This is a genomic window from Mycobacterium sp. IDUB_37 (assembly GCF_055419245.1).
Map to the genome: position 1 here is coordinate 42808 of NZ_JBVAXG010000006.1, position 16870 is coordinate 59677.

Annotated in this window: 16 protein-coding genes; 4 read left to right on the forward strand and 12 right to left on the reverse strand. The window is 64.3% G+C overall.

Annotated features, from left to right (window positions below):
* The first annotated feature begins 88 nt into the window (after positions 1-88).
* Positions 89-2029, forward strand: coding sequence for an ABC transporter ATP-binding protein/permease (locus ACZY1I_RS20600; RefSeq protein WP_463757135.1), 1941 nt, complete (start codon positions 89-91; stop codon positions 2027-2029).
* A gap of 74 nt (positions 2030-2103) precedes the next feature.
* On the opposite strand, the gene ACZY1I_RS20605 is transcribed toward ACZY1I_RS20600, so the two are convergent.
* From ACZY1I_RS20605 to ACZY1I_RS20615, 3 genes are all read right to left on the reverse strand, one after another.
* Entirely contained in the window at positions 2104-3594 is a 1491-nt protein-coding gene (locus tag ACZY1I_RS20605) for an FAD-binding protein (protein ID WP_463756414.1), read from the reverse strand.
* The gene (locus ACZY1I_RS20610) at positions 3591-4091 is read right to left on the reverse strand and encodes a VOC family protein (RefSeq protein ID WP_463756416.1); all 501 of its coding nucleotides are present in this window, start codon (positions 4089-4091) and stop codon (positions 3591-3593) included. Before ACZY1I_RS20610 ends, ACZY1I_RS20605 begins: the two co-directional genes overlap by 4 nt.
* A 111-nt stretch (positions 4092-4202) precedes the next feature.
* Positions 4203-4889: a TetR/AcrR family transcriptional regulator gene (locus tag ACZY1I_RS20615; RefSeq protein WP_463756418.1), complete on the reverse strand. Its 687-nt coding sequence runs from the start codon at positions 4887-4889 to the stop codon at positions 4203-4205.
* Positions 4890-5000: 111 nt separating this feature from the next.
* On the opposite strand from ACZY1I_RS20615, the gene ACZY1I_RS20620 reads away from it, so the two are divergent.
* On the forward strand, positions 5001-5444 hold the full coding sequence (locus tag ACZY1I_RS20620; RefSeq protein WP_463756420.1) for a nitroreductase family deazaflavin-dependent oxidoreductase: 444 nt from the start codon (positions 5001-5003) through the stop codon (positions 5442-5444).
* Between the two features lie 9 nt (positions 5445-5453).
* Here the strand turns inward: ACZY1I_RS20620 and ACZY1I_RS20625 are convergent, their stop codons facing one another.
* A complete protein-coding gene (locus ACZY1I_RS20625; protein ID WP_463757137.1) occupies positions 5454-6116 on the reverse strand; it encodes an Rv1815 family serine proteinase in 663 nt (220 codons plus the stop codon).
* Positions 6117-6208: 92 nt separating this feature from the next.
* Complete coding sequence (locus ACZY1I_RS20630; protein ID WP_463756423.1) at positions 6209-7165, reverse strand: sterol desaturase family protein; 957 nt, start codon at positions 7163-7165, stop codon at positions 6209-6211.
* 29 nt (positions 7166-7194) lie between these two features.
* Between ACZY1I_RS20630 and ACZY1I_RS20635 the strand changes: the two genes are divergently transcribed.
* Positions 7195-8106 carry an alpha/beta hydrolase fold domain-containing protein gene (locus ACZY1I_RS20635; RefSeq protein WP_463757139.1) on the forward strand — a complete coding sequence of 304 codons (912 nt, stop codon included), beginning with the start codon at positions 7195-7197 and terminating at the stop codon, positions 8104-8106.
* Positions 8103-9296, forward strand: a complete 1194-nt coding sequence (locus ACZY1I_RS20640) for an NAD(P)/FAD-dependent oxidoreductase (protein ID WP_463756425.1) — start codon at positions 8103-8105, stop codon at positions 9294-9296. Before ACZY1I_RS20635 ends, ACZY1I_RS20640 begins: the two co-directional genes overlap by 4 nt.
* On the opposite strand, the gene ACZY1I_RS20645 is transcribed toward ACZY1I_RS20640, so the two are convergent.
* The 7 genes from ACZY1I_RS20645 to ACZY1I_RS20675 all read right to left on the reverse strand — a co-directional run bounded on the left by ACZY1I_RS20645 (position 9297) and on the right by ACZY1I_RS20675 (position 16564).
* On the reverse strand, positions 9297-10016 hold the full coding sequence (locus tag ACZY1I_RS20645; RefSeq protein WP_463756428.1) for an MgtC/SapB family protein: 720 nt from the start codon (positions 10014-10016) through the stop codon (positions 9297-9299).
* A gap of 102 nt (positions 10017-10118) precedes the next feature.
* Positions 10119-10460 carry a DUF732 domain-containing protein gene (locus ACZY1I_RS20650; protein WP_463756430.1) on the reverse strand — a complete coding sequence of 114 codons (342 nt, stop codon included), beginning with the start codon at positions 10458-10460 and terminating at the stop codon, positions 10119-10121.
* Between the two features lie 2 nt (positions 10461-10462).
* The gene (locus ACZY1I_RS20655; protein ID WP_463756434.1) at positions 10463-11854 is read right to left on the reverse strand and encodes a PPE family protein; all 1392 of its coding nucleotides are present in this window, start codon (positions 11852-11854) and stop codon (positions 10463-10465) included.
* A 12-nt stretch (positions 11855-11866) separates the two neighbouring features.
* The gene (locus ACZY1I_RS20660; RefSeq protein WP_463756436.1) at positions 11867-13108 is read right to left on the reverse strand and encodes a PPE family protein; all 1242 of its coding nucleotides are present in this window, start codon (positions 13106-13108) and stop codon (positions 11867-11869) included.
* 330 nt (positions 13109-13438) lie between these two features.
* A complete protein-coding gene (locus tag ACZY1I_RS20665; RefSeq protein ID WP_463756439.1) occupies positions 13439-13807 on the reverse strand; it encodes a DUF732 domain-containing protein in 369 nt (122 codons plus the stop codon).
* 15 nt (positions 13808-13822) lie between these two features.
* Positions 13823-15184, reverse strand: coding sequence for a PPE family protein (locus ACZY1I_RS20670; protein ID WP_463756443.1), 1362 nt, complete (start codon positions 15182-15184; stop codon positions 13823-13825).
* 78 nt (positions 15185-15262) lie between these two features.
* Positions 15263-16564 (reverse strand): PPE family protein, encoded by a 1302-nt coding sequence (locus tag ACZY1I_RS20675; protein WP_463756444.1) that lies wholly within the window; start codon positions 16562-16564, stop codon positions 15263-15265.
* Between the last annotated feature and the right edge of the window lie 306 nt (positions 16565-16870).

Below are 16870 nucleotides of genomic sequence, written 5' to 3' on the forward strand. Positions count from 1 at the left end.
AGCCTATCCACCTGCTTCGGGTACGTTCGCCGGAGGATTTCCGTTGCGCAGCCGCACCGAAGACCTCGTCTGTGAGGAGACAACGACCTTGGGCCCGAAGCCGTTTACGCCGTCGATCGACTGGTCGAATGCGCTGCTGGAATCATTTTTTTGGTGCGCCAAAGCGTGGGCGATCAGTGCCGTCTGCACGCTCGTCGTGCTGATTCTGTTCCGCTACCTGACACCGTGGGGACGGCAATTCTGGCGGATCACCGGCCAGTACTTCGTCGGCCGAAAGAGCATCCGCGTCTGGCTGATGATGGGCGTGCTGCTGCTTTCGGTGGTGCTCGCGGTCCGGCTGAATGTGTTGTTCAGTTACCAAGGCAACGACATGTACACGGCCCTGCAGAAGGCGTTCCAGGGCACCGCCAGCGACAATGATGTCGTCAAAAACTCTGGGGTGCATGGCTTTTGGATGTCAATCGGCATTTTCAGCATCATGGCCGTGATCCACATAACGAGGCTGATGGCCGACGTCTATCTGACTCAGCGATTCCTTGTCTGGTGGCGGGTATGGCTGACCGACCATCTCACCGCGGACTGGCTGGACGGCAGGGCCTACTACCGCGACCTGTTCATCGATGACACCATCGACAACCCGGACCAGCGCATCCAGCAGGACGTCGACATCTTCACGGCCGGAACGGGTAACGGTCCGAACCAACCGGGCAATGGGACGTCAAGCATCCTATTGTTCGGCGCCGTGCAGTCGGCGATCTCGGTGGTCTCCTTCGCCGCGATCTTATGGAACTTGTCCGGCACCCTGACCTTCTTCGGCATTTCCTTCCCGCGCGTCATGTTCTGGTCGGTCCTCATTTACGTGGTGGTGGCCACCGTCGTCTCGTTCATCATCGGGCGACCGCTGATCTGGCTGAGCTTCCGCAATGAAAAGCTCAACGCCGCATTCCGTTACGCGCTGGTGCGGTTGCGGGATGCCGCCGAGGCCGTGGGCTTCTACCGTGGCGAGCAGGCCGAACGCGTCCAGCTGTCCAAACGTTTCGCCCCGGTCATCTCGAACTATCTGAAGTACGTCAACCGCAGCATCGGCTTCTATGGCTGGAACCTCGCGGTGAGCCAGGCGATCACGCCGTTGCCGTGGGTGATTCAGGCGCCACGCCTGTTCGCCGGGCAGATCGACTTCGGCGACGTCAGCCAGACGGCGTCGTCCTTCGGCAACATCGCCGACTCGCTGTCGTTCTTCCGCAATGCCTACGACCAGTTTGCGTCCTACCGGGCGGCGATCATCCGTTTGCACGGGTTGGTCGAAGCCAACGAGCGGGGACGTGCGTTGCCGGCGGTGCTGGCCACATCCAGTAAGGACGGTGCGGTCGAGATCGAGAACGTCGAAGTTCGCAAGCCGGACGGTGACCGCCTGATCGACCCGCTGGACGTTCGGCTGAAAGCCGGCCAGTCGCTGGTGATCACCGGGCCGTCCGGCGGCGGTAAGACCACCCTGCTGCGCAGTCTGGCTGAGTTGTGGCCGTACGCATCCGGGACGCTTCGTCGCCCGAGCGGCGAGAACGAGACGATGTTCCTGTCGCAGTTGCCGTACGTGCCGTTGGGGAATCTGCGTTCGGTGGTGTGTTACCCACGGGCCGCGGAGGAAGTCTCCGATGCTGACCTGCATGACGTGCTGACCAGCGTGGCGCTCGCGCCGCTGATCGCCCGCGTCGACGAAGAAGAGGACTGGGCCAAGGTGCTGTCCCCCGGTGAGCAGCAGCGGGTCGCGTTCGCGCGAGTCCTGCTCACAAAACCGAAGGCGGTCTTCATGGACGAGTCCACTTCGGCGCTGGATCCCGGGTTGGAATTTGCGCTGTATCAGTTGGTGCGCAGCGAATTACCGGACTGTGTCGTGGTCAGCGTCAGTCACCGACCCACGGTCGAACAGCATCACGACCGCCACCTCGAACTGCTCGGCGGTGGGCAGTGGCGCCTCGGTCCGGTCGAAAAGGCCGGAGGCGGCGTCTCGATCAGCAAGACGGCTGAGTAGGGCGGACGTTCTAACGCGCCTACTCCCCCGCGGCAGCCGCCGCGTGGGCTCCGGCGCAGGGTCTGTCAGCGCGCCTACTCCCCCGCGGCAGCCGCCGCGTGGGCTCCGGCGCGGCGCCCGAAGAAGGACCCCTCACCCAACTGTGTCCCGCTGGCATACCCCTTGCCGTCCTGGGCGATATTGGACGCGCAGGCTCCGGCGGCGTACAGGCCGGCCACCACTGAACCGTCTTCCCGGAGCACTTCCCCATCGAGCGACACCGCGAGTCCACCGATGGTGAAACCCGAGTACATCGCCCGGCCGAGGGACAGGTCGAACACCGCCCACGGCCCCTTGACCTGCGGCGCTACGAACTCCGACTGCTTGTGAAAGTCTGGGTCCTCGCCCTTGGCCGCGGACTCGTTATAGCGCTCCAGCGCTGCGGCCAGGTTGCCCGCAGGGATGCCCAGCGCGGTCTCCATCTCACCGATGGTCTCGTAGCCGTCGAGGAACTTGATCAGCGGCATCTCGGGCATCTGCATGTGGTCCTCGTCGACGATCAAGTAGGCCGTCTGCTCCGGTTGTTCGAGTACGAATGCGGAAGTGCGCGAGTGATAAGAGTCCTCGGTGACAAAGCGCTTGCCGTCGTTGTTCACGATCAACCCGGTCAGCAGCACCGCCGGCGGGTACGCGGCCGCCGTGATGAACAACTCGTCCATGTTCTTGGTCGCGCCGCCTACCGAGACGCCGAGTCGGATCCCCAGTCCGTCGTCGTTCGGGTTGCCGAGGATGTAGGGCGCGACCAGACCGTGGTGTTTGGTCCGCCGCTGCTGGCCCAACGCCGGGGTGTGCTCGGCAACCATGTCCGGGTTCATTGCGAAGCCACCGGCGGCGACGATAACTGCCTTGGCCTTGATCGCGCCCGTCTCGGTGAAGTGTTTCCACGCGACGCCTACCACCGCGCCGTCGTCGTTCACGATGAGGTTGGTTGCCCCGGTCTCGTAGCGGATCTGCACTGCCAATTCGTCGGCGCGCTTGACCAGTAGGTCGACGACCATCGCTGCGCCGCCCAATTCGCCCGGCACCGGCACGGAATGTCCACGCGGTGCGGGCTGCGCCTGCTCGCAGTACGGCCACACCTTCTCGTTGCCGGTATAGCTGAGCCCCTCGGTTCCCGGCGGCACGACCACCTTCCCGGGGTAGTAGCTGCGTTCGAACTGAAATCCCAGTGCCTCAAGCCAATTGAAGTGCTCGACGCTGTCGTCGCAGTACGCGCGGATCTTGTCGAGTTCTGGCTCCCGCGAGACGGCGACGAGGTATTTGTACATCTCGTCCGGTGAATCGGCATGGCCGGTCGCTTCCTGGACGGCCGTGCCGCCGCCCAGGTAGAAGTGCCCGCCCGCCATCGAAGTGGTGCCGCCGGCCGCGGCCGCGCGTTCCAATACCAGCACCCGGGCGCCGTCGGCCGCCGCGGTGACGGCCGCACAGCCACCGGCAATGCCGAATCCGATCACCAACACGTCGACCTCGTCCGACCAGGACTCCACTGTGTCGGTGCTGATCGTGGCTGGGATGTCGGTGCTCACCGCTGCTCCTGTTTTATGTAGTCGTAGAACGCTTTCATCTCTGGCGAGAGATAGGCGATCTCCACGAACGGCACGCCCACCTCGGGCGCGCAGATATAGGCAAAGTGCATTCCGCCGGGCATCACGCCCCGCTGTACCACCGGCGCGCCGTTGCTGGCGGCATCGGCGAGTGCGGCGTCGAAGCGGTCCAGGCTTTCTGCTTCTACGCAGATGTGGTGCAGACCCTGGCCGTGGTCCCGCAAAAACTCACTATAGATATTCTCCCCGCGGATCGGCTCGATTAGCTCGAGCTGCATGTCCCCGAGATAGCTAAGTGAGATGTGGGCAAAGAAGTCGGCGGGCTCACCCCGGAAGGTGCAACTGTCGGGAGCAAAATGCACCTCCGGTATGCGAACCCACTTTCGGACGCCTAAAAGCCCGGTGAGGGCCGTTTCGGTGGCCTTGATGTCGGAGGTGACCCAGCCGATCTGGATGGGTGACTGAACGAGAAGGTTCATCGCCTCGCAGGATAGCTCAGTCCGTCCGTCGGCTGGAAGAGCGCCGAACTCTTTGCCGTCGCTGGCGTGGGAGGGCTCGCCAACGGCGGGTGAACACGTTCTAATTCCTCCTCAGCGCTGACCGATCATGTCGAGCAGAAGATGGACCTGCGTGTCGAACATGCTCAACGGGTCGGTCAGCGTATCGGCGCCATATTGTCCGAAAACCTCGAGGCTGATCGCCCCCATCACGCCCGCCCAGAGCAGGAAACACTTGGCCATGACGCGGTCGTCGCCCGGGAATCCGAACTCATGCCGAATCCGCTCGAAGTCCGACGACATAGGCTGCGGCGCGGCGTCTTTTGTCAGCAGGATGTCGCCGGTGGTGATGCCGGCCGCAATCGCGTCGAACAAGTCTGCGACCACCCGCGTGCCCACTGCGACAGTGCGGTCCGCCGGTGCCTGGTACCCGGGAACCGGACTGCCGTAGAGCAGCGCCCACTGGGCCGGGTGAGCGACCGCCCAGCGGCGCACCGCGTGCGTGATGGCGAGTACGTCTTCGCTCCACAAGTCGGTGACAGTATCTTCGCGAACCTGGCGAACCGTCTCGGCCAGGTCGGTGTAGGCATCGATGAGCAGCAACGTCAGCAGCTCGTCCCGACTCGCTACGTACCGGTACACCGCGGACGAGACCATGCCAAGATCCCGGGCGATCGCGCGCAGCGACAATCCGGCCGCGCCGTGATCCACCAGGTGGCGGCGCCCGAGTTCGACGATCTGCGCCTCAATTTGCTCCCGCGATTCCTGGCGTTTGCCCACGTGGCTAAGTGTGACACAAGCGAGATCACCGCTCTTGCTTATCCGTCACGGGTGTGACACCGTAATCACAAGAGAGAGCACTGCTCTCGTCAGAACCTGTCGGGAGGCTTCATGTCCACGCAATACCAGGAACCGAATCGCGCAGCGCGCGTCGCAAACGCGTTTGTCCGCTGGCTCGCCGAAATGGGAATCAGCATCGCCGGAACCCGCGCGCTGCGGGTACGGGGCCGCAAGACCGGGCAGGCACGCGACGTGGTGGTCAACCTGTTGACCGTCGACGGTGTCGATTACCTCGTCTCACCGCGAGGTAACACCCAGTGGGCGCGAAACGTCCGCGCAGCGGGCGTTGTCGAAACCGGACCCCGGTGGCGGCGTGTCCGCGCCACCGCCAGCGAGGTTGCCGACGACGACAAGCCCGAGATCCTGCAGAGGTATCTGGGCAGGTGGTATTGGCAGGTCAAGGACTACGTCGGCGAACTGACCCCACAGTCCGGGGGCCAGGAGTTGCGGGCGGCTTCCGCGTCGATCCCGGTGTTCGCGCTGAGCCCGGGCTGAGACTGGTCGCTAGCTGGGGTTGGCGCCCATGTCCTCGCGCATTTGCTGGTAGGCCGCCTGCCAGGACACCGCCGCCGGCAGCGTTCCCCAGACGCTGTTGAAGATTCCGACCAACTGTCCATTGGCAGCCAAGTAGACCGGTCCGCCGGAGTCGCCCTGCTGCGTCTGCACGCCGTTGGTCATGGTGAACCATCCATTGTTCACGCCCTCGACCGTCCCGCAGGTTTCGCCGGTGGCGATGCCGAAGTGGCAGACCGCCTGACCGGGCGCCGCCGGCGCACCGCCGGAGTGCAGTGCGCGGCCACCGGGCAGAGCATCGCTCACGCCGACACCTTCTGCCAGCGCAATCGCCTCATAGTCGGTGATCAACTGGTCGGTGGCGACTGTTGACCCGGTGGGTGTGTTGTCCCGGAATGTCGTCATCCGGCCGATCACACTGTTGTTCACGTCGTAGACCAAGCCGCCACCCCGGCAGTGTCCGGCCGTATACGCCATTCGGGTCCTGGTGTCGACGAACCCCATCGTGCAGACATGGTTGTCCTGGTGGATCTCCATGCCCGGGTACACGGTTACCGGGTCGGCGTTACCGGTCGCCGGCGGCAACAGCCCACCGGCTAATGCCGCAAAAATTGCTGGTGCGATGAATGCGCGCACTGTCAAGCCGCTCACGATGGCTCTCCTCCGCCGTGTCGAGAAAGCGCCGCAACAAAAGTCACGGCGATATAACTACAACACTAAAGCTTTCGCTCGGAAGGTCGGCAGCGTTACCGAGATGTGATCAGCCGCGCGGCTTGCTCGGCCTTTGCGGTCGCACTCGGTGTCCAGCCCGGCGGGCCGAAGACGTAACCCAGCCGGTCGCGCAGCCTCGTTGCCGATCGCCAATCGTGCGCGATCGCCACGTACTCACGCGTCTGCAGCTTCCAGATATTGAAGGTGTCGACCTGTTTGGTCAGCCCATAGTGCGGCCGGAACAGCTCCTTTTGGAAGCTGCCGAACATGCGGTCCCAGACGATGAAGATGCCGCCGTAGTTCTTGTCCAGATAGAGCTGGTCCATGCCGTGGTGCACCCGGTGATGCGACGGAGTATTGAAGACGAACTCGAACCATCGCGGCAACTTGTCGATGCGCTCGGTGTGCACCCAGAACTGATAAATCAGGTTCAGTGACCAGCTGAAGAACAGCAGCCACGGCGGAAGTCCCAGCAGCGGCAACGGAAGCCACATCAAGATCTCGCCGCTGTTGTTCCACTTCTGCCGCAGCGCGGTGGCGAAGTTGTAGTACTGACTCGAGTGGTGAGCCTGATGGGTGGCCCAGATGAGCCGGATGCGGTGCGCGACGCGGTGATAGAAGTAATAGAGCAGGTCGACACCCAGGATCGCGACGACCCAGGTGTACCACTTGGTCGCAGGGAGGTGCCACGGAGCGACGTACGTATACAACGCGGCGTATCCCAGCAGGGCCAACGTCTTCCACGCAGCTGTGGTGCCGATCGACACCAGCCCCATGTAGATACTCGCCATGGAATCGCGGGTGAGGTAAGCGCCGGACGACGGTCGGTCTTTCGGTGAGTCATCGACCGCGGCGGCTGCATCCAACTTCTCCAGCTTGCGGGCCGCCGTCCACTCCAGCGTCAACAGCAGAAGGAAAAAGGGAATGGCAAACAACACCGGATCGCGCATCTCCGCGGGCAGTGCGGAGATGAAGCCTGTCGCAGCACTCACATGAGACAGACTACTGGCTGGTGAGCGCGATGATCCGTCCGATACGCAAGCCGCACGTCACCCAACGGTTGCTGCGCGCCAGCGGTGTGCGCAATCGCATGTTCCCGCCGGCGAAGCTGGAACGCTGGGCCACGCACCCCCGGCAGCCCTACAGCGGACGGCCGACAAAACTGGTGCTGAAGAAAGTCGACGTCACCCGGGCAGATATCGGCGGCCGTGCCGTCTATCAGGTCAGCCCCCGGAACGTCGCCCCGAACGATCTGAACGGGCATCTGCTCTATCTGCACGGCGGCGCCTATGTGCTGGATCTGCTACCGCACTTCCATTGGCCCGCGATCGCGAGGCTGGCGCAGACGCTGCGCCGCACGATCACCGTGCCGATCTATCCGATCGCTCCGGAAAACAGTTACCGCGTGGTGTTTCCGTTCCTACTGCAGGTTTACCGTCGCATCTTGGACAGCGCAGACCCGGGTTCTGTTGCATTCATGGGCGATTCAGCCGGGGGCGGAATGGCGTTCGCGTTGTGTCACGCGCTGCGCGACGCCGGATTGCCTCAGCCGACCGACGCGGTGCTGCTGTCCCCCTGGATGCATCTGGGCCTGCCGGATCCCGATGTTCCGGCGGTCGCAAAAATCGACCCGTTCCTCAACCTCGATGACCTGCGAGCCGCGGCCATCCGCTACGCCGGAGGTGATCCGCTGGACACGCCCCTGCTCAGCCCGAGTGTGGGACCGCTGAACGGACTGCCTCGGTTGACGGTCTTCACCGGGACCCATGACGTGCTGAACCCCGACGCCCGTGCCTTTCATCGGCGGGCGAGGGCTGAGGGTCTCGACATCGGCTGGTACGAACTCGACGGCGGTATGCATACGTGGATGCTGCTGCCCGGCCCGAAGGCCAAGGTGACGATGGGACAGATTCGCCAGGTGCTGTCCGCGTGACCCGGGTACTGGTGATCGGCTCCGGTTTCGCCGGGCTGTGGACGGCGCTGGGTGCGGCAAGAAGACTCGACGAGCTGGCTGTCCCGACGGGCAGCGTCGATATCGCGGTGTTGAGTGCGGCACCTTTCCACGACATCCGGGTCCGGAACTACGAGGCCGACCTCAGCTCGTGCCGCATCCCGATCGCTGACGTGCTCGAACCCGCCGGCGTCGAGCATGTCAGCGCTGAGGTGACCGGGATCGACACTGACGCCCGCAGCGTCAGCACCGCAACCGGTCAGACATTTGGCTACGACCGCCTGGTGCTCGCGTCCGGCAGTCGGGTGAGCAGGCCCGATTTACCGGGACTGCGCGAGTTCGGCTTCGATGTCGACACCTATGACGCCGCGATGCGGTTGCAACATCACCTGCAGACCCTCGGCTCCCGGCCACCGACGCGCTCGGCCGCGACCGTTGTGGTCGTCGGGGCCGGACTGACCGGAATCGAGACGGCCTGCGAACTGCCCAGCAGATTGCGGGCGCTTGGCGTTGCTCCGCGGGTCCTGCTGGTGGACCACAACCCGCTGGTCGGCTCAGACATGGGTGACTCGGCGCGTCCGGTAATCGAAAAGGCGTTGTCAGACAACGGTGTTGAGACCAGGACCGGGGTGGGCGTTACGGCGGTCGGCCCGGACACGGTGTCGCTGTCATCGGGCGAGCAACTCGAAGCGGCCACGGTGGTGTGGTGTGCCGGAATGCGGGCCAGTGTGCTGACCGAACAACTCGGTGTAAGCCGCGACCGGCTCGGCCGAGTCGAGGTCGACGACTATCTCCGCGTGGTCGGAGTGCCTTCGGTGTTCGCCGCCGGCGATGTGGCCGCCGCCCGGATGGACGATGAGCATCTGTCGGTCATGTCGTGTCAACACGGACGACCGATGGGGCGCTACGCGGGCTATAACGTGATCAGCGATTTGTTTGCCAAGCCACTGCTGCCACTTCGAATCCCTTGGTATGTAACAGTTCTCGATCTCGGGCCAGCGGATGCGGTTTATACCGAGGGGTGGGATCGCACGGTGGTGGCCCGCGGCGCGCAGGCCAAGGCCACCAAGCAGACCATCAATTGCCGGCGGATCTACCCGCCGCTGACCCGAATTCGGGCGGACCTGCTGGCCGCCGCCGCGCCAGACCTGCAGACCAGGCCCGCAACATAGTCAGTCGGACTGCGGCAGTACCGGGTTCGTATGTTCGCCGGCGTACCAGTGCACCGCGGAGACGCCTGGCTGCAGCGATAGCTCGCCCACCAGGCGCTCCAGCTTCGCCGGCGAATGGCCACTCAACAACACCTGTGCGGTCAGCGTGACGTTGTCTTCGATCTGCCCGGTGTGGATACCGCGCAAGATGATGTCGTTGTGGTTGGCGTGCTGCACGATTTCGGCGCGGGCATGCTTTGCCGACTTGGGGCGACAGACCACTTGGACCTGATAGGGCTCCAAGCCCTCGTCCTCTTCGCCGGAGTTGTCGTGGTCGATCAATCGGCCCAGTGGGCGTCCGAACAGATGGATGGCGACGACGGTGCCGGTGGCGATCACGGCGAACACCAGATGCCCGGAGGCGGCCAGCACGCCGATCGCTGCCGAGCACCACAAGGTGGCGGCGGTATTGAGTCCGCGGACATTGAAGCCCTCACGCAGGATTACCCCTCCGCCGAGAAAGCCAATACCGGACACCACGTAGGACGCGACCCTGGTGGGGCTGCTGTCCTCGGTCGCAACGGAGTAGAGCACGAACAACGTGGCGCCCGCCGCGACCAGGGCGTTGGTCCGCAGGCCGGCCATCCGGGCGCGCCACTGCCGCTCGAGCCCGATGAGGGCACCGCATCCGACGCCGACCCCTAGCCGGAGCGCGAAATCGGCAGTGCTCAGAAGCTGCACCGCGCTACCCCTCTCCTTGTCGGATCTGGTTGTCGCAATCGCTACGGCAGGTAATCAGAAACGGGTTAACACCAGGTGGAGAACAGGCAAACCGACGTCTCCCTAGAAGTACCCGCCCTCTTGTTGTCCCAGGTGCTCGGGGCAGTAGGTGCTCGACGCGATGGCCGTGAACAGGGCGGCGCCGTCCAGAGTCAGCGCCGGGTTCTGCTTCTTCACGTCGGTCAGAACCTGCAGACCTGTTTCACCGTTGCGCATCAACCCGCATACCGCTTGAGCTGACGTGATGGCCTGACTTGGGTTGGGAACCGCGATGCCGGCGTTGGCGAGGGCGGCAAGGAACGACGCGTCGCTGCCGCCTGTATCGCCGCCGGGGTCGGCGTGCGCCGGGGCCGCGAAGCCGAGCAAAGCGGCACCGACAACTGTGCAGAGGAGCCTGATAGCCATCGCTACTGCCCCTCGGGCAACATGATTTTCGGCTTGTCCCCCTTGGAGACGTGCACGGCGTGGATGCCGGGCTTTTTCGACAGTTTCTCTAGCAGACCGTCCAGTCCGGCCTTGTCGACGTTCCAATGTTGCACCGACTCAGGCTCCTTCTGCAGCTTCGCGATGACGCTGTCCAGCTTGACCGGCTCCACCGGGCCTTTCCCGCCGGCTCTGGCTCGCGCGCCGCTTCCGCTGAGGACCTGGGCGCCGACGCTGCCCGCGGCACCACCGGTCATGCTCCCCAATGCCATTTGGCTGACGAGGTCCGCCGGCATGCCCGCCGCGGGGGCTGCGGCCATGCTGGCGGCCGGCAATGCACTCGAAACCATCCTGATGGCGGGCGTGGCCGAGGCCCAACTCGGCGGCACCGACAGCTTGCCCACCACGTTGGCCTCGCCGGTTCCCGCCGACACGGAACTGGCCAGGTTGGTTACGCCGGAAGTCGGCGCCATCCCGAGCCCCGCCCCCAGCGCTGACTTAGGGATGTCCTCGAGAGGCGGCTTCCAGAACAGCTTGAACTCGGTCATGCCGAGGTTCGGCCCGCTCATTGCGTTGTTGGCCACAGTGCTGAACCGGCCGATGTCGGCTTCGATCCCGAAGAGGTTCTCCCACGTCGAGGCTGCCAACGGAGTCCCGCCCAAGACATTGAGCACCTCGCCAAAAGCTTGCATATACGAGGTGCCGGCCTGGCCGAGAGCTTGCAAAACCTGCAGGACGATATCGAACGGGAAGATCGGTGCCGCGGTCGGCGCGGCGGTCGCCGCCGCGGTGCCGGCTGCCAGGGCGCCGGCTTGCCCGACCGCGGCTTGTTGGCTGGTCAGCCCGGCAGGATTGGCGACTTGCGGGGGTTCGGTGTACGGCGTCAGCTCGGCGGCGGCCGCCGATGAACTGGCGTAGGCGAACATCGCCGCGGTGTCCTGGGCCCACATCTCCCCGTACTGCGCCTCGAGAGCTGCGATCGCACCCGTGTTCTGCCCGAAAATGTTCGTTGCCACCAACAAAGCCAACTGGCTGCGGTTGATCGCGATTTGCGGCGGCGGCACCACCGCGGCGAATGCGGCTTCATAGGCGCTCACCGCCGCCTTCGCCTGGTCGGAGGCCATCTTGGCCTGCGCCGCGGTCGCCGACATCCAGGTCACGTAGGGTGCCGCAGCCGCTGCCATCGCGACCGAGGACGGACCGGTCCATGTTTCATCGGCTAACCCGGCGACGACTATGCCGTACGAGGACGCCGCGGCCTGCAACTCGGTCGCCAACCCGTCCCAGGCGGAGGCAGCCGCAATCATGGGGCCCGCGCCCGGGCCGGTGTACATCTGACCGGAGATGATTTCCGGTGGTCGTACCGCGAAACTCATCAGCCCCGCCTCTCAGTCCGCCGGTATCACAATGATGGTCGCCGTGGTCGCGACTTCCTCAGCTGCCACCGCGCCTCCGGTAATGCTGGAGGCACCGTTGCTGACAGTGCGCACGGTGGCTCCCGCCATCGCTTGTCCGGCCAGGCTCGACATGGCCATTTGACCGAACAAGCCGCCCTCGGCCGCCGCCGGAAGCGCGGCAAGCGCACCCGGACTCACCCCGGGGAGTACGGACGTCAGCGTCCTCAGCACCGGCGCCGCCGTCACCCAGCTCTGTGGCACCGAAAGTGATCCGACCAGAGTGGAATGCCCGATCGACCCCGAAACGCCGCCAGGTGTCACGGACGCTACGTAGCCGCCACGCAGTGGAGCCAGGCCGGCGAGCGGTTTCCCGCCGGTGTTCAGCAGTGATGCGACGCCCGGCGCATTCTGGCTCAGACCGAGGATTTGCAGGGCGAACAACCACCAGCCGCCGCCCAGGACAAACGGAACGATCGGGCTGTAGGCACCGGTGATTGCGGCGAAAAACGGACGCAGACCGACGACAAATGGATTGATGGCTTCGATGACCGACCCGATCGGTGTCGTCGCTGCCGGGGCGGCAGCAGCGGGACCGACGGTTTGCAACACGTTGGGAATCGCACTCATCAGCTGTCCCAGCTGCGACTGGACCTCGGAGGCGCCAACAGCTTCAGCGAGCGCGACGGACTGCCTGCCCACCCCGGACGGGTCGGTGGTCTGCGGCGGCTCGGTGAACGGCGTCAGTACAGTTGCCGAGGCCGACGCGCCGGCGTAGGCGTACATGGCGGCGGAATCCTGAGCCCACATCTCGGCGTAATGGGCTTCAGTAGCCGCGATCGCGGCCGTGTTCTGCCCGAGCAGGTTGGTGGCAATCAGCGTCATCAACAGCGCGCGGTTGGCTTCGATCACCGGCGGTGGCACTGTCGCGGCGAATGCGCTCTCGTATGCGCCCGCCGCGAGCTTGGCCTGCATGGCGGTCTGCTCGGCTTGCGTCGCCGTCGCCGTCATCCATGCCACGTACGGCGCGGCGGCGGTCGTCATCGCGATCGATGCCGGGCCGATCCACGACCCGACCGTGACACCCTGGATCGTCGACCCGTAGGACGCCGCGCTGTAATGAAGCTCCGCTCCAAGCGCGTCCCATGCTGCCGCGGCGGCCAGCATCGGACCAGATCCCGCCCCCAGATACATTCGGCCAGAGTTGATCTCTGGCGGCAACGCCCCGAAGTCCATCTGTTACCTCCGGTCCCCTTTGTGGCCGCCATCGTAATGTGGGGTTAACGGCCGTGTTCGGAGGACCGGCTAACCTCATATGAAACTCACCAGGTTTCCCAATTGTGCTCGAACCATACGTCCCGACCAGCGATTTTGACCGTGGTTACGGTTGGCGGCGTGGCGCAGCACAGCAACATCCCGAATGAATGGCCCTTGTTACCGGACTCCTCGGCAGCAAGAAGGACAACGGTGAGTTCTAGCCCTCATCGTACATGAAAAAGCCAGGACTGCGGCTATAGCTGCAGTCCTGGCAAATTCGATCTGGCTTTTCTGATTTCTATCTTCGTGTCAGCTCTTGGAAAGATGATGGGGGCAATAATATTTCGCGGAAATCACCGCGAATTGGGCAGCAGAGTCCATATTCAAGGAAGGGTTATGAGTCTGCAAGTCGTGCACCAATTCGAGGCCCGATTCGCCGTTGTTCAGACAGGTGCACACCGCTCGGGCCGACCCGATCGCCTGACCGGGATTGGTGACGCCGATATCGGCATTGCGCAGCGATGAAATAAATCCCGCGTCGTCATCACCGGGGCCATCGTCAGGGTCGGCAGATGCCGGCGCCGGCAGGCCGAGCACGGCACACAAACCGAGTAGCACCAGGAAGAGTCCGATGAAGTACTTTCCCTTCCTAGCAATGTATTTCGCAATTGACAACATGGAATCCTCTCTCCCTCAACCTAACTGAGCATCCGGTGGCACGACTGTGGATTTCTTCTTTGCCAGATGCACCGCATGGATCCCAGGTTTCTTCGCCAGTTGCTCGAGCAGGCTGTCGAGACCTGCTTGATCGACGGTGTGGTGCTGGACACTCTCGGGCTTCTCGGAGATCTGCGCGACGAGGCGTTGCAGCTTTTCCGGCGATTTGAGGTCTTGGAGATCTTTGACCGGTGTGAGGCGGCTTCGAACGCCGGCACGGGCGAACGGGCCGGGTGCTCCGGCTCCCACGGCTGCTCCGACCATGCCGGCCAACGACATTGAACTCAGTAGGCCGCCTTGGCCGAGCTCAGCCGCGGGCACTGCTTCCGGTCCGGCGGCCGACAATGCGGCAGCTACCGTTCTGATCGCGGGGGTGTTTGCCGTCCAACTCGGCGGAACCGTCAACGAACCCACCAAGGTGCCGCGGCCAAAATTCGCGCTCGCGTCCGCGGTGACCGAGCCGGTCAGCCAACCCCGGTTCCAGTGTGGCAACAGCCCACCGCCCAACGCCTCTTTGGGCAACGAGCCCAGGCCAGGTGAAGGGGCGAACTTGAGCACCTGGGACACCGGGAAATTGGTCAACAACCCGACGTCGTTGAACTGGGTGGTAAAGCCGAGCGGGACCTTGACGGCCGAGTACAGCGCCGTGAACGTCGAAGCCCCGCTTGACCCGAAGAGACCGTTCAAAAGCTGGGTGACGGTGGCGGTGTAATCGGTGCTCAGGTTCGCGACCGTTTGCAGCAAGCCCGACACCTGGTTGGTTGCTGCGGTGCCGATCGATTGCACAGCCGCCTGGCCGGCTGAGCCACTCGCGTTGACGATCTGTGGCGCGTCAGTGAACGTCGTGACCTCGCTGGCGGCCGCAGACGAGCCGGCATAGGTGTCCATCGCGACGGCGTCCTGCGCCCACATTTCGCCGTATTGAGCTTCGGTGGCCGCGATCGCGGCGGTGTTCTGGCCGAACAGATTCGTCGCCACCAGCGACGCCAGCTGGATGCGATTGGCCGCGATATCCTCTGGCGGCACATGTGCGGCGAACGCCACCTCGTATGCGCCTGCCGCCGCAGTCGCCTGGCTGGCCGCTTGCGCGGCCTGTGCCGCGGTACCGCTCATCCAGGTTGCGTACGGTGTGGCCGCAGCCGCCATCGCCAATGAAGAAGGGCCAACCCACGGCCCGCTGGTCAGGCTCGCGATCACCGACGAATAGGTCGCTGCGGTGGACTGCAGTTCGCTTGCCAGCCCATCCCAGGCGGCGGCGGCGGCCAGCATCGGACCCGCCCCTGGGCCGGTGTACATCCGGCCCGAGTTGATCTCCGGCGGAAACGCGGCGAAAAACATTTCTTTACCCCCAGCTCGTTGAGTGAGTCGGAATGATCTGTGCGAGAGACGCATCCGTGACCGAGGCGATCATCGTGGTCAGTCCTCCAGCGCCGGTAGGACGAAGATCATGGCCGTGGCGGGGTCGGCCTCCGCGACGATGCCGCCCAGCGCCGCTGCCGTGGCGGCGCCGGATCCAGAGCTCGTCGTGGTGGCGGCCAGTGCGCGACCTGCCAGGCTGGACAGGGCCATTTGACTGAAGACACCGGTCTCGCCCATGCCGGCAGCCGGGAGGGCAGCCAAGTTGGCGGGTAGCGCCGAGGCGAGGGTCTTGATCGCCATAGCCGGGGCGGCTGCAGTCCAGCCCTGCGGTACGGACAGGCCCCCGACCAGTGCCCCGCGGCCCAGCGCTCCTGTGGCGGCGCTGCCCGCAGAGGTCAGATGTGGCGAGATGGCCTCGGCGATGGGCGCCAGCGCGCCGGTGATGGGTTTCGGCCCGGCGAGGAATGCGGCGGCGCCCTGCCCGTTCTGGCCCCACGCATATGCCTGGCCGAAGGAAAGGAAAGGGCCACCGGGTATGGCCGACATCCCCTGAAAGGAGTAGGACCCGGTGAGGGCGCCCATGATCGTGTTCCAGTTGGCCAGGTTGGTCGTCACGGCCGGTGGCAGTGTCAATGAACCTATCTGCGGCACAGCGAGTCCCGGCAGCAGCGATGTCGAACCGGTTGTCGGCGCTGATGTGACGGTCGATGCCAGGCCTTGCAGCGCCGTCGGCAGCGAGGAAATCAGTTGCGACAGTTGCGATGTGACGTCTGAGCCGGCCGCGGTGCCGGTTACCTGCGATACCGCGGCAGCCTGTGCTGCGGTGGCGGCGGCATTGGTGGTTTGTGGCGGCTCACTGAAAGGCGTCAATTGTGTTGCGGTGGCGGAGGATCTGGCGTAGGCATACATCGCGACGGCGTCCTGGGCCCACATTTCCATATATTGAGCCTCGGTCGCCGCGATTGCCGGGGTGTTCTGACCAAAGATGTTGGTGGCGATCAGGGCGAGCAAGAGCGCGCGATTTGCCTCGATTATGGGTGGCGGAACGGTTGCCGCAAAAGCGACTTCATATGCGCTGGCAGCGACGTGTGCCTGTTGGGCAGCCTGATCCGCTCGCGCCGCTGTTGCGGAAATCCAGGAGACATACGGTCCGACTGCGGACGCCATCGCGATCGCGGTCGGGCCCTGCCAGGTGCCGACGGCCAACCCCTCGATTGTAGAGGCGTAAGCTGCTGCGGTGGAGTGTAATTCGGCTCCCAGAGCATCCCATGCAGCTGCTGCGGTGAGCATGGGTCCCGCACCCGGGCCGGTGTACATTCGCCCCGAGTTGATCTCCGGTGGCAGCGCCCCGTAATCCATTCCGCGTACCTCTTATCCCCTCAGTGCCGTCACGGCCGTCATGGTGATTACGGCGCCGTTGCCCGCGCGCAATTGGCGCCTCTGGGTACTCGTCACAAAGGTGATCAATGCGCTGGTTAAGGCTCCATGATTTATTTCTTGGGTTCGAAAACAAGGTGTGCGCGCTCCCCTGATTCAGAACTCTTCTTGATAACACGACATCCTCAGGCAAAGATATTTTCGCCGCGTTCCTGTCGTGTAATCGCGAAGTAAACAAGAAACGTCAGGAGGTACCCGGTGCTCGTGATATGCGCTCGCAGCAATCGC

What these genes read in the sequence shown, in the direction of transcription:
- ACZY1I_RS20610 (WP_463756416.1), bottom strand. Translation starts at nt 4,091, where the DNA reads ATGAACCTTCTCGTTCAGTCACCCATCCAGATCGGCTGGGTCACCTCC.
- ACZY1I_RS20660 (WP_463756436.1), bottom strand. Translation starts at nt 13,108, where the DNA reads ATGGACTTCGGGGCGTTGCCGCCAGAGATCAACTCTGGCCGAATGTAT.
- ACZY1I_RS20665 (WP_463756439.1), bottom strand. Translation starts at nt 13,807, where the DNA reads ATGTTGTCAATTGCGAAATACATTGCTAGGAAGGGAAAGTACTTCATC.
- ACZY1I_RS20670 (WP_463756443.1), bottom strand. Translation starts at nt 15,184, where the DNA reads ATGTTTTTCGCCGCGTTTCCGCCGGAGATCAACTCGGGCCGGATGTAC.
- ACZY1I_RS20650 (WP_463756430.1), bottom strand. Translation starts at nt 10,460, where the DNA reads ATGGCTATCAGGCTCCTCTGCACAGTTGTCGGTGCCGCTTTGCTCGGC.
- ACZY1I_RS20635 (WP_463757139.1), top strand. Translation starts at nt 7,195, where the DNA reads ATGATCCGTCCGATACGCAAGCCGCACGTCACCCAACGGTTGCTGCGC.
- ACZY1I_RS20655 (WP_463756434.1), bottom strand. Translation starts at nt 11,854, where the DNA reads ATGAGTTTCGCGGTACGACCACCGGAAATCATCTCCGGTCAGATGTAC.
- ACZY1I_RS20675 (WP_463756444.1), bottom strand. Translation starts at nt 16,564, where the DNA reads ATGGATTACGGGGCGCTGCCACCGGAGATCAACTCGGGGCGAATGTAC.
- ACZY1I_RS20620 (WP_463756420.1), top strand. Translation starts at nt 5,001, where the DNA reads ATGTCCACGCAATACCAGGAACCGAATCGCGCAGCGCGCGTCGCAAAC.